Source organism: Caulobacter sp. Root343, from assembly GCF_001425745.1.
Lineage (GTDB): Bacteria > Pseudomonadota > Alphaproteobacteria > Caulobacterales > Caulobacteraceae > Caulobacter.
Genome location: NZ_LMDF01000005.1, coordinates 349,744 through 370,592, shown reverse-complemented (window position 1 = coordinate 370,592; position 20,849 = coordinate 349,744). Strand labels below are relative to the sequence as shown.

The window sequence follows — 20,849 nt, the reverse complement described above, 5'->3', positions numbered from 1 at the left end:
TTTGCCGCTAGCTCGCGTCCAGCCCGATATCCAGCACCGGCGCCGAGTGGGTCAGCGCCCCGACGCTGATCACGTCGACGCCCGTCTCGGCGATGGCCCGGACGGTGGTCAGATTGACCCCGCCCGAGGCCTCCAGCACCGCCCGGCCCCTGGCCAGGCTGACGGCCGCGCGCAGGTCGTCGAGGCTGAAATTATCCAGCATCACCACGTCGGGTCCGTGCTTCAGGGCCTCTTCCAGCTGGTCCAGGCCATCGACCTCGACCTCGACCTTCACGAGGTGTCCGGCGTGGGCGCGGGCCCGGCGGACGGCCTCGCCGACCCCGCCGCAGGCGACGACGTGGTTGTCCTTGATCAGGATGGCGTCGTCGAGGCCGAAGCGGTGGTTGACCCCGCCGCCGCAGCGCACCGCGTACTTCTCGAGCGCGCGCAGGCCCGGCGTGGTCTTGCGGGTGTCGACGATGGTCGCAAGCGTTCCCTCGACCAGGCGGACATAGGCGCGGGTCAGGGTGGCGATCCCGGAGAGCCGGCCCAGCAGGTTCAGGCCCGTGCGCTCGGCGATCAGCACGGCCCGGGCGTTGCCCTCGGCGCGGGCCAGGACCGTGCCGGGCTCGGCGTCCGAGCCGTCGGCGACCCACGGTTCGAAACTGGCCGTCGGATCGAGCGCGGCCAGCGCCAAGCGGGCGCAGGACAGGCCCGAGATCCGGCCGTCCTGGCGGCTGGCCCAGACCACCGACAGGCGGGCGTCGGGATCAATGCAGGCCTGGCCGGTGATGTCGCCGGCGCGGCCCAGGTCCTCTGCCAGGGCGAGGTCGACGATCGGGCGGACGAGGAGGTCGTCCAGGGGAGAAATGGTCATTCGGCGGCGTAGCGGACGGCGGCGTCCGCGCTCTCCCAGGTCACGAAGGTGCGTGCGGGTTCGGCGGTCGCCGGGAAGTCGGCGCGGAAGTGGCCGCCCCGGCTTTCGCGGCGGGCCAGGGCCGCCTCGACGATCAGCCGCGCGGCGACGACCGTGGGGCAGGGCCCGTAGGCCGGCTCCAGGGCTTCGATCTGACCCAGCAGGCGGGCCAAGCCGGCGGCGTCGCGCACTACGCCGGCGTCACGGCTCATGGCCTTGCGCAGGATCTGCAGCGCCGCGTCCGGCAGGTCGGGCAGGGGCTCCAGGCTGAGCGGCTGGCCGCCCTCGACACCTTCCGCCGCCGCCGCGCGGCCGGCGCGGGTCCCGAACACCGCCGCTTCCAGCAGGCTGTTGGAGGCCAGGCGATTGGCTCCCTGCACCCCGGTCGAGGCGCATTCGCCGGCGGCGTAGAGCCCCGGCAGGCTGGCGCGGCCGTCCAGGTCGGTGGCGACGCCGCCCATGTGATAGTGCACGGCCGGGGTGACCGGGATCATCTCGCGGCGCGGGTCGATGCCGGCGCTTTGGCAAGCCTCGAACACGGCCGGGAACTCGTGCGGGAAGTGGGCCCCGACCGCTTCGGTGGCGTCCAGGAACGCGCCGCGACCGGCCGCGCGCTCGGCGTGGATGGCGCGGGCCACCACGTCGCGCGGGGCCAGCTCCTTGGCCGGATGGTAGTCGGCCATGAAGGCGCGGCGGTCTCTATTCCGGAGAATGGAGCCTTCGCCGCGTAGGGCCTCGGTGGCCAGCGGCGCGGGGTCGCGGCCGATGTCGATGGCGGTCGGGTGGAACTGTACGAACTCGGGGTCGGCGATCGTCGCGCCGGCCAGGGCGGCCAGGCCCAGGCCCTCGCCGCGCACCTCGGCGGGGGTGGTGGTGACGGCGTAGAGGCCGCCGACGCCGCCGGTGGCCAGGATCACCGCCTTGGCGCGGATCTCGACCAGCGCGCCGTCGATCTCGGCGAGCACCCCGACCACGCGGCCCGTCACGTCCTGCAGCAGCCGGCGCGCGCGGGCGTTCTCGCGGATCTCGATCGCGGGCGTGGCGCGGACCGTGGCGATGACGGCGGCCATGATCGCGGCCCCGGCTCCGTCGCCGCCGACCCGGGCGACCCGGGCGCGCGAGTGGGCCGCCTCGAGGCTGAGCACGAAGTCGTCACCGCTTTTGCGATCGAAGGGCGCGCCCTGGGCGGCGAGGTCGCGGACGGCCTGCGGACCTTGCTCGGTCAGCAGTTCCACCGCCTCGGGATCGCAGAGGCCGGCCCCGGCGGCGATGGTGTCGGCCGCGTGCAGGGCCGGGCTGTCGTCGCCGGCCAGCGCCGCCGCCATGCCGCCCTGCGCCCAGGCGCTGGAACAGCCGGTCGCCAGCGGCGTCGGCGACAGCACGAGCGCCGTCTTCGCCGCGAGGGCGGCGCTGAGGCCGGCGAGACCGGCCCCGAGGATGACGGGGCCGTCGAAGGTTACGCGTTCGATCATCACTTACTCCAAAGCCCCTCCCCCTTGCGGGGAGGGGTTGGGGTGGGGGTGTCAGCGCCGGCTGCAAACCTCAGCGCCCACACCCCCATCCGACCGCTTCGCGGCCACCTTCCCCGCCCCTCTCCAGGAAGAATTGGGGGGAAGGGGACCAAACTCGTTAAATCAGCTCCACGTCCACGTGATGCCGGGCCTTGACCAGGTCGTAGCGCGCCGGAACCGCCGGCGGCGGCAGGTCGATCATCCGCTGCACGGCCAGGCGAGCGCGGTCGATGACGTCGGCGTCGACGGTGACCTCGTACTGCTCGTGGACGAGGGCGTCGTAGATGTTCTGGAGCGTGATCCGCTTCATGTGCGGGCACATGTTGCAGGGGCCGATGAACTGGGTCAGCGGGCTCTCGGCCTGGACGTTGCTGGCCATCGAGCACTCGGTGATCAGCACCACCTGGGCCGGCTTGCGGGCCGCCACATAGTCATTCATCGCCGCCGTCGAGCCGGCGAAGTCGGCCGCCTCCAGGATCTCGGCCGGGCACTCGGGGTGGGCCAGCACCTCGGCGTTCGGCCAAGCCGCGCGCATGTCGGCGATGTCGCTGACCGTGAAGCGCTTGTGCACCTCGCAATGGCCGGCCCAGGCGATGATCTTGACGTCCGTCTGGCGGGCGACGTTGCGAGCCAGGAACTCGTCGGGGATCAGGATGACCTTGTCGGTCCCCCATTCCTTGGCGGCCCACTCGACCACCTGCACGGCGTTGGCGCTGGTGCAGCAGATGTCGGTCTCGGCCTTCACGTCGGCCGTAGTGTTGACATAGGTGACGACCGGCACGCCCGGATAGCGCTGCTTGATAAGCCGCACGTCGGCGCCGGTGATCGAGGAGGCCAGGCTGCAGCCGGCCTTGAGGTCCGGGATCAGGATCTTCTTTTCGGGGGAGAGGACCTTGCTGGTCTCGGCCATGAAGTGCACGCCGGCCTGGACGATGATCGCCGCGTCGCTCTTGGCCGCCTCGCGGGCCAGGGCCAGGCTGTCGCCCACGAAGTCGCCGACGCCGTGGAAGATGTCCGGCGTCATGTAGTTGTGGGCCAGGATCGCGGCGTTCTTCTCGCGCTTCAGGCGGTTGATCTCGGCGATCAGCGGCGCTTGGGCCCGCCACTCCATCGGGGTGACGTGATGCTTGACCTTGTCCCAGATCCCGGCGGTCGCCGCCTCGATCTCGGCGGTGAACTCGAATGGGCCCCGTTCTTGGGGGGTGGCGAACCCGTCAGCCATCTGATCCTCCGTTATGCTCAAAGTGAGCATTTCCAGGGCCTCAAAAAACGCCGGGGCCCGCTTGAGCTCCCCTGGGGAGCTTTCGGACGGCCCGGCGTCCTGGTTATGCTGAAAGTGAGCAAAACCTTCCCGACACATATAGACCGTGCGGCGCGGAATGCAAACCGGCTTAATCTGATAGCAGGGCGCCATTTTCTGAAGCGCCGGCGCCGCGCGAACGGCGTAAATCAGAATGGGGCGAGGTGACGTTCGAGCGGTGCGTCCTTGCCAAGACCTGCGACGGGTTCGTCAGGTTTCCGCCTTACATATCCGTAATGTGGAAGAAAAATTCCGTCACCGGTGCGGATACGCGGAAACGTATGTGCCCTAAACGACAATTCAAATGTACAGTATTTTATATACAAGTAAAAGATGGTCAGGTTGATGCATCATTTTTCCACGATGAGTGGTGTTTTTTATTATTGGAAGTAGTAAACTGCTCTTCGAAGCTATTATCAGAGACGGATTAGGTCTTCACGTTGCCGTTCGACGGCGATGTGACTTTAATGAGACAGCCGTTTGGCGTCGTATTTCACGCTCGCAATGTTCGTTGACCTCAGATCGATTAAGTCCGTAGCTCCGGCCAGCTGGACTCCACACCGTGAGTCCGGATCGCGCATGTCCGCATGCGCACGCAGAGACGCTGGGGAGTTTACCTTGAATACGAAGACCATCCGGGAGCGCTTGTTCGCTTCCACCATGATCTGCGGCGCCGCCGTGGCCGTGCTGGGCGCCAGCCAAGCCGCCGCGCAGACCGCAGCTCCGGCCGCCCAGAACGCTGACCAGACGCAAGTTGAGGAAATTGTCGTCACCGGTTCGCTGTTCCGCCGCACCGACACTGAAACCCCGTCGCCGGTCACCGTGCTGACGTCGGAAAACCTGCAGCACGCCGGCATCAGCACCGCTGCCGACGCCATCCGCTCGATCTCGGCCGACGGCGCCGGCTCGATCGGCACCGGCTTCCAGAGCGGCTTCAGCGCCGGCGGCTCGGCCGTCTCGCTGCGCGGCCTGGGCGTTTCGTCGACCCTGGTTCTGGTCGACGGCCTGCGCTCGACCAACTTCCCGATCAACGACGACGGCCACAACGCCTATGTCGACCTGAACTCGATCCCGTTCAGCCTGATCGACCGCATTGAAGTCCTGAAGGACGGCGCCTCGTCGTCGTACGGCGCCGACGCCATCGGCGGCGTGGTGAACCTGAAGCTGAAGAAGCAATTCGTCGGCGTTAAGGGCAGCATGGAAGCCGGCGAAAGCGATCGCGGCGACGCCGAGCACCGCCGCGCCGACATCACCCTGGGCTACGGCGACTACGCCGAGAGCGGCTGGAACGTCTACGTCAACGCCGAATATCAGACGAACGGCCGGGTCTCGAGCCACAGCCGCGGCTTCCCGTACAACACCCAGGACCTGAGCTCGATCGGCGGCCTGGACAACAACACCGCCGACCAGGCCCTGACCACCGCCACGCCGAACGCCGTCGTGACCCGCGTCAGCCAGTCGGACCTGAACAACCCGCTCGCGGGCAAGGTCGGCGCGCCGCTGACCCCGAACTACCAGTCGCTGAACCTGAACTGCACCAACGGCACCTACACGCAAGTGTCGGCCTCGGCCAACGGTACGGGTTGTAAGTGGAACCTGGTCGACGCCTACAGCCAGATCGCGCCGAAGCAAAAGCGTTACGCGTTCAACGGCCGCATCAGCGCCCGTCTGAGCGAAAACATCGAAGCCTACGCGACGGGCAGCTATTCGAAGTCGGAAGTCGACATCATCAGCGCTCCGCGCGCCCTGCGGGCCACGCAGCCCTTCGGCGGCGCGCCCTCGCTGGCCTCGTCGAACCCGGGCATCGTGCTGCCGGTGTGGATCTGCGCCGCCGGCGTCAACTGCGCCACCGACCCGACCCACACGCTGAACCCGAACAACCCGTTCGCCTCGGCGTTCGCGGCTGATCCGGCCAACGGCGCGGCTCGCATCTACTATCTGTTCGGTGACATCCACTCGGGCAGCAACCGTCAGAACGAAGTCATCCGCGGCACCTTCGGGTTCAACGGCTCGTTCGGCGACGACTGGAACTGGCGCATCGAAGGCGTCGGCGCGCGCGATAACCTGAAGCTGACTCAGTACGGCTATCTGAACATCGCCAACACGCTGAAGGCCATCAACACCGGCTCGTACAACTTCATCGATCCGTCGAAGAACAGCGATGCGGTCCGTCAGTCGGTGTCGCCGGACATGGTCACGCCGTCGCACTCGTCGGTGATGTCGCTGGACGGCTCGATCACCCACAAGCTGTGGACCCTGCCGGGCGGCGACATGCAGCTGGCCCTGGGCGCCCAGATCCGCAAGGAAGTCCTGGTCAACAACAACCAGAACGCCCGCCTGGACACCTGGACCCTGTCGACCGCCTCGGCGTTCGGCAAGCACACCGTGAAGGCCGGCTTCTTCGAAATCGCCGCGCCGGTCCTCGACACCCTCGAACTGAACGTGTCGGGCCGCTACGACGACTATTCGGAAGGCTTCAGCCACTTCTCGCCGAAGTTCGGCGCGAAGTTCACCCCGATCAAGCAACTGGCGTTCCGCGGCACCTATTCGAAGGGCTTCCGCGCTCCGACCTTCGCCGAATCGGGCCCGCGCTCGCAGTACGCCGGCTTCGTGACCACCACGCCGCCGACGGCCTTCCAGACCGCTCACGGCGGCACGACCAACCCGTACTCGCAGGCTTACAGCCTGGGTCGCGGCGTGGCCGGCAACCCGAACCTGAAGCCGGAAAAGTCGCGTAGCTTCACCGCCGGCGTCATTGCCGAGCCGACCCGTTGGCTCAGCCTGACCGTCGACTACTACAACGTGAAGAAGTCGGACCTGATCACCTCGGGCCCGGACATCTCCAAGGCCGTGGCCGCGTACTACGCCGCCGGCTCGCAAACCGCTGGTTGCGCCGCCGTCGCCGCCGTGGGCGCTGGTTACTCCTGTAACGTCGTCGACGCTCCCGACCCGCTGTTCCCGACCGCCCAACCGCGCGTCTTGATCATCAACGTCCCGTACGTGAACGCCAACTACGCGATCACCTCGGGCGTCGACGTCGCGGCTACCGGCAAGTTCAACTTGACCGAGAACCTGCGTCTGACCAGCCGCGTGGAAGTCACCCACCTGCTGAAGTACGACCTGCACACCGCTACGGAAGTGCAGAAGTACGCCGGCACGCTGGGCCCGTACGACCTGTCGTCGGGTAACGGCACGCCGGACTGGAAGGGCAACTGGCAGAACACGCTGGCCTTCGGCGACAAGTACACGCTGTCGGCCACCGCCTACTATGTCGGCAGCATCAAGTCGGTCGCCGCCGACACCAACGGCAGCACCGAGTGCACGGCGGGTAACCCGTACGCCACCGGCAACGCCGCGATCGCCGGCAAGTTCTGCAACATCAAGAAGTTCATCAACGTGGACATGAACGCCACGGCGGAAGTGAAGGACGGCGTGCAACTGTACGCCAACGTCGGCAACGTGTTCGACAAGCGCGCTCCGATCGCGCCGGGCGCCTACGCCTCGGCTCCGAACTTCCTGACCACCTACCACTACGCCGGCCTGGTCGGCCGTACGTTCAAGGTGGGCGTGCGCTTCGAGTACTAATCGACCGACCTTCGGGTGTGTCGAGGGGGCCGGTTCCGAAAGGAGCCGGCCCTTTCTTTATGCGGCATGTGTCGCGATCGCTGTCCGTTCACCACCCGCCGTAGTGCGGGGCGAAGCGGTTCCTCAGGTCGTCGACCTCACGCTCGGCGTCGCGGATCGCCGCGTCGGCCCGGCGGCCGTCCTCGATGGCCTCGCGGCGTTCGCGGCGCAGGCGGGCGAGACGGTCGCGCAGCTCCCGGACCTGTTCCTCGGTGAGCTTGGGATTGCGCAATTCGTCCTCGACGCCGTCGGCCTGGCGGGCGCGCTTGTCCGCCCGCTGGTCGGCGGAGCTCAGGTCCTGCCTGGCCGTCTCCAGCCGCTGCGTGGCGGCATGGACCCGCTCGCCGTCCGCGTAACCGCCCAGGAACTCGGCCTCGACCGGCGCGGGGCAGACATTGGCGTAGGATCCGCCTTCACGGCCGACCCGGAAGCCGTTCATCTCGGTGCAGTACCGCGTCAGGCCCTCGGTCCGGCCCTGGCTGTAGAGGACGGGATCGGGCGCCACGCCGACCTTGGCGCAGGCCTTGGCGTGGTCGTCCAGCCGGCTCATCGCGTGGCCGTCGACACCGTCGCCATAGCCGACCGACCGCCAGTCGCCCTGCAGGCATTGTTCCTTGCTGATGGTCGCGCAACTGGCCGTCACGATCGCGGCGACGACGAAGGCCGCGCCGGCGACCAGGCCTCGTATTGGAAGATCACGCATCCGAACCGCTCCCCAGGGTTGTGCCCGCCAAGAGGTTAGAGCTTGGCCGCGTGAACCGGAGGTGAACGTCGTTTGGAGGAGGCCCGCCCAAACAAAACAGCCCCGGAGCGCGGGGCTCCGGGGCGGCTCTGTCGTCCAGCAAAAGAGCTGGTTACTTCAGCTTGGCGCTCAGCGAGACGCCGATGATGCGCGGCTCGTTGTAGACCGCGGCCATGTAGTTCTCGATCACGCCCTTGAGGTTCTTCTCATTGGTGATGTTGCGACCGAACACGGCGATCTCGTAACCCTTGTCCAGGTTCTCGTAGCCCAGCTTCACGCCGCCCTCGAAGCTGCCCTTCGAGTAGAACTCGCGGGTCTTGTAGAGCACGAAGTTGGTGTAGCCCTGGACGTTCCAGTCGGTGGCCGCGAACAGGCGGCCGGCTTCACCCACCGGCACGTCGTAGCGCGCGGTGAAGTTCAGGTTGTACTTCGGGGCGTTCGGCAGCGGCTGGCCGTCGATCTGCGCGAAGGTGTTGGCGCCCACCTTGATGGTGGGGTTCTCGACCGTGCAGACCACCACGCCGTTCAGGGCGCAGACCTGGGCGTAGACGCGCTTGTCCTTGATCTCGCTGTGCAGGTAGCTGGCGCCGGCGGTCAGCAGCAGGTTCGAGACCGGACGCCATTCCAGGTCGGCCTCGACGCCGTAGGCCTTGGCCTTGTCGGCGTTGAACAGCACGCCGTTGCCGTTGCTGTCGTTGCCGTTCAGCTGGATGTCCTTGACCTCGTAGGTGAAGGCCGAGGCGTTGAAGCGCAGGGTGTTGTCGAGCAGGAAGCTCTTGAAGCCCACTTCATACGACTGGATCGTTTCCGAATCCGCCGTGGTGAAGTCGGCGTTGAACACCGCCGAGCGGCCCTGGATGGTCGGGCCGCGGAAGCCCTTGGCTGTGCGGGCGTACAGGCTGACGTCCGGATTGACCTGGTAGTTGGCCGACAGGTCCCAGCTGACCTGCTCGTCGGCCAGGCGCACATAGCGGCGGCCGCCGTAGGTCGAGACGTTGGCGGCGTTGTTCGACGTCTTGACCAGCACCGTCTTCTTGGCGTCGTAGGTGTCACGCAGGCCGGCCGTGACCGTCAGGGCGTCGGTCAGCTGATAGCTGGCCTGGCCGAACACCGCCCACGAGGTGTTCAGGTTGTTCAGACGCACCCAGTTGTTGGGGTTGTAGCCGGCCGAGGTCGGCAGCAGGAAATAGCCGCGCTGGTAGAAGTCGGTGGTGTCGCGCGAGTCGAAGTACATGCCGCCGACCTGCCACTTCAGGCGGCCTTCGCCGTTGCTGGCCAGGCGGATTTCCTGGGTCAGCTGGTCCAGGTCGCGGACCTGGCCTTGCGACTGGCCAAAGCCGTTGGGCACGCCGCCGACCGGGAAGTTGGCCGCCGCGCCGCCGTCGGTGTCGCCCCGGCTGTAGCCCGAGGTGTGCTCGTAGGCGCTGATCGAGGTCAGGGTAACCGGGCCGAAGTCGTAGTCGACGTGGGCCGAGATGCCTTGGGTGTCGTAGGCTTGCGGATTGTTGTTGGCCTCGTCCAGGGCGACGCTGTCACGCGGAGCGTTCGGCGTGTTCGAGCCCTTAGTCAGCGCCTGGCGCAGGAACAGGGTCGAGGTGCCTTGATAGTTGCGGGCGTGGGCCGAGATCAGGACCGACAGCTTGTCGGTCGGCTTGGCCAGGATCTGCAGACGGGCGTCCTTCTCGGTGAAGCCGCCCATGGCGTTCTTCTTCGGCGACATGGTGCCGTCGGCGCTGGCGCCGGCATAGGTGTTGTCCACCCAGTCGTCGCGGTGCTGGTACAGGACCGAGGCGCGGAACATCAGGCCGTCGGCCAGCGGGCCGCCGACGCCGCCGTCGAAGGTGGTCGTGCCATAGCTGCCGTACGAGGCCGAGAAGCGGCCCTGATAGGTGTCGGTCGGCTTCAGGGTGTCGAACTTGACGATGCCGGCGGTGGTGTTGCGGCCGAACAGCGAGCCTTGCGGGCCGCGCAGCACTTCAACCTGCTGGACGTCGAACACCGGGTTCGACTTCAGCACCACGTGTTCCAGCACCACGTCGTCCTGGATGATCGACACCGGCTGCGAGGCGCCGAGGTAGAAGTCGATATTGCCCAGGCCGCGGATGTAGAAGCGCGGGAAGATCCGGCCCGTGGTGGTCTCGGCGTAGAAGCTGGGCACCTTACCCGAGAGGGCCAGGATGTCGCCGCCGTCGGCGGTGACGGCGCGCAGCTGGTCGCCCGAGACGGCGGCCACCGACAGCGGCACCTTCTGCAGGTTTTCCGAGCGGCGCTCGGCGGTGACGACGATGGCGTCCAGGGCGGTGGCGCTGGCGGTATCGGCCGAGGCCTGCTGGGCGTGGGCGGCGGCGGCGAAGCTCAGGCTCGCGGCGGCCGCGCCCAGCAGCAGGGCGAGTTTCGAGGGGGCAGTTCGCATGGGGAGAGACACCTTGTTCGCGGCCTTGTGACCGTCTGGAGATGCGCCGGACCTAGCGGACAGGGCGCGATTCGTCCCGTCCCACACCCGGGCGCGTACGCGCTATAGGCCGGTTCGATGTCGGTTCAGTGAAGGTTTTTCTTACTTGCCGGAAGGCGGAGCGCCGATGCCGTCCCGGAAGGCCTCCCCAAGCCCTCCGGAACGGCGCGCCAGATCAGACGAAGTTGTCGATGCTCAGGTCGGCGGTGTTGACGCCCACCAGCTTGACGACGTGCTCGGCGTTCATGCTGGCGCCGGTGGTCGGGCCGGAGGCGAAGACATAGGTGTCGCTGCCGACCTGGACGGCGACATAGGCGGTGCGGTGGTAATGGATCTCGGCGGGAGCGGTCATCACCGCGGCCAGCCAGGTCGTCGCCGTCGTCTTCTGGAGGACGGTGTTGAACCGCTCGCCGTCGGTCTGGAAAGACAGCTTGTCGCCCGCCTGGAAGCCGACGATGACGTCCACCGACGAGTCGTCCTGGGCGGGGCTCCAGGTGGTGTCGCCCGGATGGAAGACGAAGGTGTCGACGCCCGCGCCGCCGTGCATCACGTCCCGGCCCTTGCCGCCGACCAGCAGGTCGCCGCCCTCGGCCGAGGCGTACAAGGTGTCGTTGCCGTCGCCGCCGTCCAGGGTGTCGTGGCCGCCCTCGGCGCGCAGGATGTCGTCGCCGGCGGCGCCGAACAGGTAGTTCTCCGAGGCGTTGCCGATGATTTCGTCGTCGTGGGCCGAGCCCATCACCGCCTCGATCCCGAACAGGAAGTCGCGGGTGATCGGACTGCCCATCGGCGGGGCCACCTCGTGCAGGTCAACGGTCACGCCGACCTCGCTGAACGCGTAGTCGACCGTGTCGAAGCCCTCGTCCCCGGCGATGATGTTGGCGCCCGCGCCGCCGGACAGGTGGTCGTCGCCCTTGCCGCCATGCAGGGCGTCGTCGCCGTCGCCGCCGTACAGGTAGTTGCCGTTGTCGTCGCCGGTCAGGGCGTCGCCGAACTGGCCGCCGTACAGGTTTTCGACGCCGACCAAGGTGTCCTTGCCGCCGCCGCCGGTGTCCTGGACCCCGGTGATCTTGAGGTCGACCACCACGCGGGCCGTGGCGTCCTCATAGGCCGCCCAGTCCTGGCCGGCGCCGCCGTCGAGGGTGTCGTTGCCGGGGCCGCCCAGCAGGTAGTCGTCGCCGTCGCCGCCTCGCAGAATGTCCGCGCCTTCGTTGCCGGCCAGCACGTCGTCGCCGGCCCCGCCTTTCAGGGTGTCGTTTCCGCCAAAGCCGTAGAGGATGTCGTTGTCCGCGCCGCCCGTCAGGGCGTCGGCGCCTTGCGTACCGTACAGGTCCATCGTGGTGCTCTCACTCAAGCCGCAACCTGAGCGATACCTAAAAGAGGCGGAGCGACCGCAGAACGCGATTCAGCGGCCAGGGGAAAATTAAGGATAGATCGTCCACCGAGTGGTCTATCGCATCCCTAATGCGGCCGCGCCTGCGCCAGGGCCTGGGCGAGGGTCTCCAGCGAGAACGGCTTGCTGATGAACGGCCAGTCGCCGGCCCGGGCCCGCCCCTGGTCGCCGCCGGTATAGCCCGAGCACAGCACCACAGGCAGGCCGGGACGGTCGGCCGCCAGCTGTTCGGCCAGGTCCACGCCGCTCTTGCCGCCGGGCATGATCACGTCGCTCAGGACCAGCTGGATGGCGTCGTCCTTGGCCAGGCGATCCAGAGCCTCCTCGACTCCGCCGGCCCGCACGACCGAGTGGCCAAGGTCGTGCAGCATGGCGTCGACCAGCTCGGCCACCTGCGGGTCGTCCTCGACCAGCAGCACGCGCGAGGGGACCTGGGCCTGGACGTGGTCGACCTTGGGGCCGACATAGACGACGGTGTCGCCCTCGACCACCGGCAGCAGCAGGGCGATGGTCGCGCCGTGGCCGGGCTTGCTCTCGATGTCGACCGAGCCGCCGCTCTGGCGGACGAAGCCGTAGACCTGGGACAGGCCCAGGCCCGTGCCCTCGCCGGGGCCCTTGGTGGTGAAGAACGGCTCGACGGCGCGGGCGATGGTCGCCGCGTCCATGCCCATCCCAGTGTCGCGCACGGCCACGCGCAGATAGCGGCCCGGCTCCAGCTCGCCCTGCTTGCGGGTCAGGGTGACGGGCCGGGACTCGATGGTGACCTCGCCGCCGGGCGGGGTGGCGTCGCGGGCGTTGACCACCAGGTTCAGCAGCGCCGCCTCGAACTGGCCGGCGTCGATCCTGGCGCTGCGCACACCCGCGCCCAGGCGCAGGTGGAAGGTGTAGGCGTCGCCCAGAGCGCGCTTCAGCAGGCTCTCGCACTCGGCGATCAGCCGGTCGACGCGGCAGATCTCGGGCTTCAGCGGCTGGCGGCGAGCGAAGGCCAGCAGATGCTGGGTCAACTTCTCGCCGCGCCTGGCCGCCGCCAGGGCCGCGCCGATCATCCGGTCGCGGCGCTGCTCGTCCTCGGGGTGACGTTCGACCACGTCCAGGGCGCCGATGATCACCGTCAGCAGGTTGTTGAAGTCGTGGGCCACCCCGCCGGTCAGCTGGCCAATGGCTTCCAGTTTCTGGGATTGCAGCAGGGCCGCCTGGGCCGCGTCGCGCTCGGCCACGGCGGCCGAGACCCGCTCCTCGAGCAGTTCGTTGACCCCGGTCAGATTGGCCTCGGCCTGCTTGGCGTCGGTGGTGTCGAAGGCGATGCCGATGAAGCCGACGAAGGCCCCGTCGGGGCCGAAGCGCGGCTGGGAGAACGACTTCAGCCACCGCCACTCGCCGTCGGCCCGGCGATAGCGGCCTTCCAGGCTGAACGGCTTGCGCGAGGCCTCGCCCTGGACCTGGGCCTTGAGGATGTCGGGCAGATCGTCGGGGAACAGGCGCGTGCGCCAGTCCATGGTCAGGGCCCCGTCATAGTCGAGACCGGCGAACTCGACATAGGCGCGGTTGACGAACTCGCGGATGCCGCCCGGCCGTGAGACCCACATCAGGGCCGGAGCGCTGTCGGCCAGGTTCCGGAACCGCGCCTCGCTCTCGCGCACCTGCTCCTCGGACCGGCGGCGGTTGGTGACGTCGAAGTTCAGCCCGATCATGCGGACGGCGCGGCCGGTCTCGTCGTGGATCACCTCGCCACGGCCGTGCACCCAGCGCTCGCCCTGGCTGGTGTCGGCCAGGCGGTATTCGACCTCGTAGTCCTCCAGCCCCTTCAGCGCGCGGCGCAGGCGCTCGCGCACCCTTTCGCGGTCATCGGGATGGACATGCAGGGCCATGTTGGCCGGATCCACCGGCGCGTTTTCCGACAGGCCCAGGTTCCGCCGCGCTTCCGGCGAAAGGTACAGCTGGCCGGTCTTCAGGTCGGCGTCCCAGGGGCCGACGCCGGCGGCGGTCTGGGTGACCTGCAGCCGAGCCTCGACCGTGGCCCGCTCCTCGCGCGCCTTGGCCAGGCTGCGCATCGCCCCGCGCAGGCCCTCGGCGACGGCTAGCACGGTGACCGCGCAGATCAGGTAGATGACCATGGTGGCCAGCTCGTCGTCGGTCATCGGATCGGCCCCCTGGCCGCTCCACAGCCACCAGGCGAAGACCGAGCCCGCGACGATCGGGGCTATGCCCCAGCGCCAGCCGGCGAACAGGGTGACCATCATGATCGCCGGAAAAAATGTCTGGGTGGCGCCCACGCCGCCATGCAGGCCCAGCAGCGTGACCCGCATCAGCACGGCCATCGCCACGCCGATCAGCACCGCGGCCGCGCATCGCCAGGCCGGCGGCGGAACCGGAGGGATCAGCCATGCGCTAATCAGGCCATGAATTCGTCCGCGCTCGTCGGCGATCATGGATGGGGCGTCTTTGTTCTGCATCTCCGCTCCCCGCAAAGATGTCTTGCCAAGAGCATGGACACGCTTACCTAGAGCACGCAACACGGGAGATCACCGATGGCCGACGCCCTCAACACTGGACTGACCGCCAAGCAACGCGGCGAGATCGCCGCGTCGCTGAACAAGGTGCTCGCCGATAGCTATGCGCTCTATCTGAAGACGCACGGTTATCACTGGAATGTTCGCGGCCCCAACTTCCAATCCTTGCACGTGCTGCTCGAGGGCCAGTACCAGGAAGAGTGGGCGGCGCTGGACGACATCGCCGAACGCATTCGCGCTCTGGGCGAGCTGGCGCCGCAGGGCTACGCCGCCTTCGGCAACCTCTCCAGCATCAAGGACGGCAATCCCGAGAACGAATGGGAAGCCATGCTGAGCGAGCTGAAGGCCGACAACGAAACGGTTATCCGCACCCTGCGCGACGCCTTCCCGATCGCCGACGAGGCTGGCGACGAGGCCACGGCCGACCTTCTGACCCAGCGCCTCCAGGCCCACGAGAAACACGCCTGGATGATCCGCTCTACCCTCGGTAGCAAGTAATCGCGCCCGGGGGAAGGGTGGGGACCCTGACCAAGAACCCGGCCTGGAAAGCCGCCGCGACCGTGCTGGCCGTCGGCGGGCTTTCGGCGTGCGCGACCCATTACGTGCCGGCCGGCGCGGGTCGCGAGGGCGGCCTGATGCGCATCACCTCCACCTTCAGCGAGCGTGGCCTGCGGCACTATGTCGCCGACATGAACCCGGCCATGCTGGCCCTGGCCCGGCGCCACGACCCGCGTCCGCACAAGGACTATTGGGGCCGCGTCGAGGGCTGGGAGGTGATCAACCTCAAGGACATTCCGCGCATCGGCGACCGCGTCCCCGACTTCGACGAGGCGCGGATCATCAACGCGCTACGGCCCGTGGTCGAGGACGACCTGGAGCCGGCCAAGCCGTTCGTGCTGACCGGCTCGGCCGACGCCCGCGCCCGAGCGCTGAACTGCCTGGCCCAAGCGGTCTATTACGAGGCCGGGTTCGAGCCGGGCGAGGGCCAGATGGCCGTGGCCCAGACGGTCCTCAACCGGATGCGTCATCCGGGCTATCCGAAGTCGATCTGCGGCGTGATCTACGAAGGCGCGGCGCGCGCCACCGGCTGCCAGTTCAGCTTCGCCTGCGACGGCTCGCTGGCCCGCGTGCCGGTGCCGGCCCTGTGGGCCAACGCCCAGGCCGTGGCCAAGCGGGCGCTGAGCGGCTTCGTGTTCAAGCCGGTGGGCACGGCCACCCACTACCACGCCGACTATGTCGCCCCGTACTGGGCCCCGACCCTGGTCAAGCTGAAGCAGTTCGGCCAGCACATCTTCTATCGCTGGACCGGCCCGTCCGGGACGCTGAAGGCCTTCACCGGCCGCTATTCCGGCAACGAGACGGTCTCGGCCGAGATCCTGATGGCCGCCGACCCGCGCACCCTGGAGGCCGCCCCGCCCGAGGTCCTGGCCGCCCAGAATGCTCCCGCGGGAGCGCCTATTCCGACGGGCGCGATGGCCCAGATGCTGGGGGTCTCGAACCTGGTTTTGCCCGACGCCAAGCTGGTGGCCGTGCCCGATCCCAACTCCCCGACCGGCGAGCGCTACACCGCCCAGGGCACCGTCGCGGGTCGCCGGATCCCGACGGCCGACGAGATCGCCAAGATCAACAAGGCGCTGGAAGCCGTGTCGGAACCGCCGCCGGCCGTGGTCGCCGCTCCCGCCGCGCCGCCACCCCCGCCGCCGAAACCCAAGCCTCGGCCGCCGAGTCTGCTGAACCCGTTGAATTAGGGGCGGGTGATCTCCTCCCCATTAGGGGGAGGTGGATCGATGCGAATACGCATCGAGACGGAGGGGGTCCGCGAAGCGGTGATGCATTGGCCGCCGCTCAGGGCCCCTCCACCGGCGTTCGCCGGTCCCCCTCCCCCAGAGGGGGAGAAGAGCAATCTAGTCCCTCACCAAACTCCGATCTTGTTCGCTTCGGCGTGGCTGATCGGGTGGTGGGCGGCCTTGTGGTCTTCCTCGGCCAGGAAGCGCACCGCTTCCAGCGCCGCCATGCAGCCCATGCCGGCCGCGGTGACCGCCTGGCGATAGACGTCGTCGGTGACGTCGCCGGCGGCGTAGACGCCTTCGATGGCGGTCGAGGCGCTGCCCGGCTTGACCTTCAGATAGCCGCCGGGGCCGGTTTCCAGCTGGCCGGCGAACAGCTCCGACGACGGGGCGTGGCCGATGGCGACGAACACGCCGTCGGCGGAAAGCTCGGTGGTCTCGCCGGTCTTGATGTTCTTCAGGCGAGCGCCGGTGACGCCCATCGGATCGGTCTGGCCCAGGACCTCGTCGATGACGCTGTCCCAGACCACCTCGATCTTCGGATGGGCCAGCAGGCGCTCCTGCAGGATCTTCTCGGCCCGCAGCTCGTCCTTGCGGTGGACCAGGGTGACCTTGCTGGCGAAGCTGGTCAGGAACAGGGCCTCCTCGACGGCCGTGTTGCCGCCGCCGACCACGATCACCTCTTTATTGCGATAGAAGAAGCCGTCGCAGGTGGCGCAGGCGCTGACGCCGAAGCCCTGGAACCGGCTCTCGCTCTCCAGGCCCAGCCATTTGGCCTGGGCGCCGGTGGCGATGATGATCGTCTCGGCGATCCAGTCCTGGCCGCTGTCGGTCTTGACCGCGAACGGGCGCTTGGACAGGTCGACCGAGGTGACGATGTCGCCGACGAACTCGGTGCCGACATGCTCGGCCTGGGCGCGCATCTGGTCCATCAGCCAGGGGCCCTGGATCACGTCGGCGAAGCCGGGATAGTTCTCGACGTCGGTCGTGATGGTCAGCTGGCCGCCGGGCTGGATGCCGGCGATCAGCACGGGCTTGAGCAGCGCGCGGGCGGCATAGATGGCGGCGGTGTAGCCGGCGGGGCCCGAACCGATGATCAGGCAGCGGGTGTGGCGGGGAGCGGTCGTGGACATGGCGGATATCTAGGCGCGATTCCGCGTCCGCGCTACTCGAAGGCGCCCCCAGATCGATTGACGCCTCATCCACTTTTGATCGGTTAAACTGGCGGCAACCACGTTTCCGGGTCCTCCGTCATGTCCGCCCCCTTCATCGACATCGCCGGCCGCAAGATCGGCGCTGACTTCTCGCCCTATGTGATCTGCGAGCTGTCGGGCAACCACAACGGCAGCCTGGACCGTTGCCTCCAGATGGTCGACGCCGCCGCCGAGACCGGCTGCGACGCCATCAAGATCCAGACCTACACCGCCGACACCATCACGCTGGACGTCGACCGGCCGGAGTTCAGGATCCACGGCGGCCTGTGGGACGGGCGCACCCTGTACGAGCTCTACCAGGAGGCCCAGACCCCGTTCGAGTGGCACGCGGCCATCTTCGAGCGGGCCCGCCAGCGCGGCGTGACGATCTTCTCCAGTCCGTTCGACGAGACCGCCGTCGACCTGCTGGACAGCCTGGGCGCCCCGGCCTTCAAGATCGCCTCGTTCGAGGCCGTCGACCTGCCGCTGATCAAGTACGCCGCGTCCAAGGGCAAGCCGCTGATCATCTCGACGGGCATGGCCAATCTGCAGGAGATGCAGACGGCCCTCGACACGGCACTGGGCGCAGGCGCGGCGGGCGTGCTGTTGCTGCACTGCGTGTCGAGCTACCCGGCCACCTTCGCCGACGCGAACGTCCGCACGGTCCCGGACATGGCCGCCCGCTTCGGCTGCCCGATCGGCCTGTCGGACCACACGCCGGGCACGGCCGCCTCTGTGGCGGCGGTGACCCTGGGGGCCTGCTGCGTCGAGAAGCACTTCACCCTGGCCCGCGCCGACGGCGGTCCGGACGCGGCCTTCAGCCTGGAGCCGACCGAGTTCAAGGCCCTGGTCGACGATACGAAGAACGCCTGGGCCGCCCTGGGCGCGGCGCATTACGACGTGCTGGGCGCCGAGCAGGGCTCCTTGCTGTTCCGCCGCTCGCTGTACGTCACCGCCGACGTCAAGGCCGGCCAGCCCCTGACCCGCGCCAACATCCGCTCGGTCCGCCCCGGCAACGGCCTGCCGCCCGCCGAGCTGGACAACGTCCTGGGCAAGACCGCCACCCGCGACATCGCGCGCGGCGAGCCGCTGGACTGGTCGATGGTGGGTTAGGCTTTGCCTATCCGCAGCGGCGTCCGCCCGCGATAGGCCAGCCGCCAGACCCATTCCAGCGGGCCCATGGTGAAGCGCTTCAGCCACCAGCGGGACCAGAGGATCTGGACGATCCAGGTGACGACGACGATCCCGGCCAAGGCCGGACGGTCCAGCTTTCCGTACAGCACCGGACCTCGGCCGCCGTAGGACAGCACGGTCATGATCACCGACTGCATCAGATAGTTGGTGAAGGCCATCTGGCCGACGGGGGCCAGCACGGCCGGGATCGCCCGCCAGACCCTGGCGTTCGCCGCCAGGGCCAGCAGGCCCAGATAGCCGAGGCTGACGGCCGGAGCGGTGATGCTCTGCATCCAATAGGCCAGACCGCCCAGCAGCATCGGGTGCGAGGGGACCGCCAGGTAGAGGCTCTCGACGGCGGCGACCAGCACCATCGCCGAGGCGCCGATCGCCACCAGGGCCTTGTGCACGGCTGGCGAGGCCTGACCCTTCAGCCAGCCGATCTTGAAGAGGCCCATGCCCATCAGCATCAGGGCCACCACGATCAGCGGCCAGGTCGGAAACCATTTCCACGAGCCGACGAAGAAGTCCCAGTAGCCATGGGCGTTCTGGGCCAGGGAGCTGGCGAAGTCGCCGGAATAGGCGGCGGTCTGCTCCCGGGTTTCCTTGGTGATGCGGGCCAGCATCTCCGGCGGCATCGGCTTGTCGAAGGTCGCGGCGCGGCCGAGCGACCGCCACAGCTTCCGCCCGTTGACGACCAGGTGCAGCACGATCCCCGCCGTCAGCAGCCACTTCGGCGGCCAGCTCCGCGCCAGCAGCACGACCAGGCCGATCAGGGCGTAGTAGGACAGGACGTCGCCCTGCCAGAGGAACAGGCCGTGCAGGAAGCCGATCACCAGCAAGGCCAGCAGGCGCTTGGTGATCATCGTGGTGCGTGCACGGTCGCCGCCTTCGCCGCCGATCAGCAGGATCGAGGCTCCGAACAGCATGCCGAACAGGGTGTAGAACTTCTGCTGGAAGAACACCTGGGTGATCCACCAGACCGCCAGGCTGGCCGGCGACTGGCCCAGCGGCCACAACGGCACGCTCTCGGCGACGCCCTCCGGCATGAAGGCCAGCGGGATGTTGCAGAGCAGGATGCCCAGGGTCGCCAGACCCCGCAGCGCGTCCAGCAGGACGATCCGTTCCTTCGGCATTGATTCCCCCTCGGCCAACCCCGGCGATGCTGGGCTGGCTTGGGTGGAATTACAACACTAAATCTACCCTTCCGGCAGCAGACCCAGCCGCTTGCCGGTGATCCGGTCCAGGGTTCGTTTGGGCAGGATCTCGGTCATCAGCACCTGCATCGGCGAGGGCGAGACGACGTAGCGGACCTTGGGACGCGGCGCGGTCAGGGCGGTGTGGATCGCTTCGCCGATCGCCTCGGGCGGCAGGCCGGCCTTGCCGATCTGCAGCATGTAGGCGCGCAGCCGGTCGAGGGCGGTGGCGTAGGGGGTGTTGGCGTAGCGGGCGGTGTCGATCTGGTCGGCCTTGTCCCAGATCGGCGTGGCCACCGCGCCCGGCGCGACCACCACCACCTCGACCCCGAACGGCAGCATCTCGCGGCGCAGGGATTCCGACAGGCCCTCCAACCCGAACTTGGTGGTGCAGTAGGGGGCCATGAACGGGTTGGCGTTGCGGCCGCCGACCGAGGAGATGTTGACGATCCGGCCCGGGTCCTTCACCGCCGCGCCGCCCGCCCCCAGCAGGGGCGCGAAGGCCTGGGTGGCGATCACCACCCCGGTCAGATTGACCTCCAGCTGCTGGCGCCAGTCGTCGATCGACAGGTAGAGCAGCGGTCCGGCCACCGCGATCCCGGCGTTGTTGACCAGGCCCGCCAGGGTCTGGCCTTGCAGCGCCGCCTCGACCTGTCGGGCGCCCGCGCGGACGGCGGCCTCGTCGGTGACGTCGAACAGCAGCGGCGTGAACGCCGCGCCGAACTCGGCCGAGAGGCGGTCGGCGTCGGCCTGTTTGCGCACGCTGCCGAACACGTGGAAGCCCTGGGCGGTGAGCACCTTGACCGCGCCCCAGCCGATGCCGGTGGACACGCCCGTGACCACCACGGATTTCGCCCGCGCCATGTTCCGCCCTCCCGTTGTTCGCGGCCAGGATGCGGTAAGTGAACGGCGTTCGCTAGAGCTTTCGACGGGAGGGCTGGTGTCCGTCGGCATTCGCCACGAATTGAATTCACCCGCCTTCCTGGGCCTTGTGCCCAGGACCCAGGGTTCAGCTTCAACGGAATTGAGGCTGAGTTAACGGCCCTTCCACCGCGCGGACCCAGAAAGTCCACACC

The 20,849-nt window shown here is 68.2% G+C and carries 14 protein-coding genes; 4 read left to right on the top strand and 10 right to left on the bottom strand.

Translation table 11 applies throughout. The annotated features are described in order from the left end of the window. Positions 1–7: 7 nt before the first annotated feature. From nadC to nadA, 3 genes are all read right to left on the bottom strand, one after another. Complete coding sequence (nadC, locus tag ASC70_RS05740; RefSeq protein ID WP_056047372.1) at positions 8–856, bottom strand: carboxylating nicotinate-nucleotide diphosphorylase; 849 nt, start codon at positions 854–856, stop codon at positions 8–10. Further along, the gene (locus ASC70_RS05735; RefSeq protein ID WP_056047369.1) at positions 853–2,367 is read right to left on the bottom strand and encodes an L-aspartate oxidase; all 1,515 of its coding nucleotides are present in this window, start codon (positions 2,365–2,367) and stop codon (positions 853–855) included. Before ASC70_RS05735 ends, nadC begins: the two co-directional genes overlap by 4 nt. A gap of 157 nt (positions 2,368–2,524) precedes the next feature. Beyond that, a complete protein-coding gene (nadA, locus tag ASC70_RS05730) occupies positions 2,525–3,628 on the bottom strand; it encodes a quinolinate synthase NadA (protein ID WP_162247185.1) in 1,104 nt (367 codons plus the stop codon). Between the two features lie 723 nt (positions 3,629–4,351). Here nadA and ASC70_RS05725 point away from each other — a divergent pair. Beyond that, positions 4,352–7,291, top strand: coding sequence for a TonB-dependent siderophore receptor (locus ASC70_RS05725; protein WP_235519278.1), 2,940 nt, complete (start codon positions 4,352–4,354; stop codon positions 7,289–7,291). 88 nt (positions 7,292–7,379) lie between these two features. On the opposite strand, the gene ASC70_RS05720 is transcribed toward ASC70_RS05725, so the two are convergent. The 4 genes from ASC70_RS05720 to ASC70_RS05705 form a co-directional block, all read right to left on the bottom strand. Beyond that, on the bottom strand, positions 7,380–8,033 hold the full coding sequence (locus tag ASC70_RS05720) for a DUF2799 domain-containing protein (RefSeq protein ID WP_056047362.1): 654 nt from the start codon (positions 8,031–8,033) through the stop codon (positions 7,380–7,382). 151 nt (positions 8,034–8,184) lie between these two features. After that, entirely contained in the window at positions 8,185–10,485 is a 2,301-nt protein-coding gene (locus ASC70_RS05715; protein WP_056047358.1) for a TonB-dependent receptor, read from the bottom strand. A gap of 214 nt (positions 10,486–10,699) precedes the next feature. Next, positions 10,700–11,857, bottom strand: coding sequence for a calcium-binding protein (locus ASC70_RS05710; protein ID WP_056047355.1), 1,158 nt, complete (start codon positions 11,855–11,857; stop codon positions 10,700–10,702). 125 nt (positions 11,858–11,982) lie between these two features. Continuing rightward, positions 11,983–14,382: a PAS domain-containing protein gene (locus tag ASC70_RS05705; RefSeq protein WP_369815096.1), complete on the bottom strand. Its 2,400-nt coding sequence runs from the start codon at positions 14,380–14,382 to the stop codon at positions 11,983–11,985. Positions 14,383–14,442: 60 nt separating this feature from the next. Between ASC70_RS05705 and ASC70_RS05700 the strand changes: the two genes are divergently transcribed. Together ASC70_RS05700 and ASC70_RS05695 are read left to right on the top strand one after the other, a co-directional pair. Next, positions 14,443–14,922, top strand: a complete 480-nt coding sequence (locus tag ASC70_RS05700; protein ID WP_056047349.1) for a Dps family protein — start codon at positions 14,443–14,445, stop codon at positions 14,920–14,922. A 17-nt stretch (positions 14,923–14,939) separates the two neighbouring features. Beyond that, positions 14,940–16,172, top strand: coding sequence for a cell wall hydrolase (locus ASC70_RS05695; protein ID WP_056047346.1), 1,233 nt, complete (start codon positions 14,940–14,942; stop codon positions 16,170–16,172). A gap of 164 nt (positions 16,173–16,336) precedes the next feature. Here ASC70_RS05695 and trxB read toward each other — a convergent pair whose 3' ends face one another. After that, positions 16,337–17,344 (bottom strand): thioredoxin-disulfide reductase, encoded by a 1,008-nt coding sequence (gene trxB, locus ASC70_RS05690; RefSeq protein ID WP_056047342.1) that lies wholly within the window; start codon positions 17,342–17,344, stop codon positions 16,337–16,339. Positions 17,345–17,464: 120 nt separating this feature from the next. Between trxB and pseI the strand changes: the two genes are divergently transcribed. Further along, positions 17,465–18,517, top strand: a complete 1,053-nt coding sequence (pseI, locus tag ASC70_RS05685; protein WP_056047340.1) for a pseudaminic acid synthase — start codon at positions 17,465–17,467, stop codon at positions 18,515–18,517. Here the strand turns inward: pseI and ASC70_RS05680 are convergent. Together ASC70_RS05680 and ASC70_RS05675 are read right to left on the bottom strand one after the other, a co-directional pair. After that, positions 18,514–19,713 carry a DUF418 domain-containing protein gene (locus ASC70_RS05680; protein ID WP_056047336.1) on the bottom strand — a complete coding sequence of 400 codons (1,200 nt, stop codon included), beginning with the start codon at positions 19,711–19,713 and terminating at the stop codon, positions 18,514–18,516. The genes pseI and ASC70_RS05680 overlap by 4 nt on opposite strands. Before the next feature lie 63 nt (positions 19,714–19,776). Next, complete coding sequence (locus ASC70_RS05675) at positions 19,777–20,637, bottom strand: SDR family NAD(P)-dependent oxidoreductase (RefSeq protein WP_056047334.1); 861 nt, start codon at positions 20,635–20,637, stop codon at positions 19,777–19,779. Positions 20,638–20,849 lie beyond the last annotated feature (212 nt).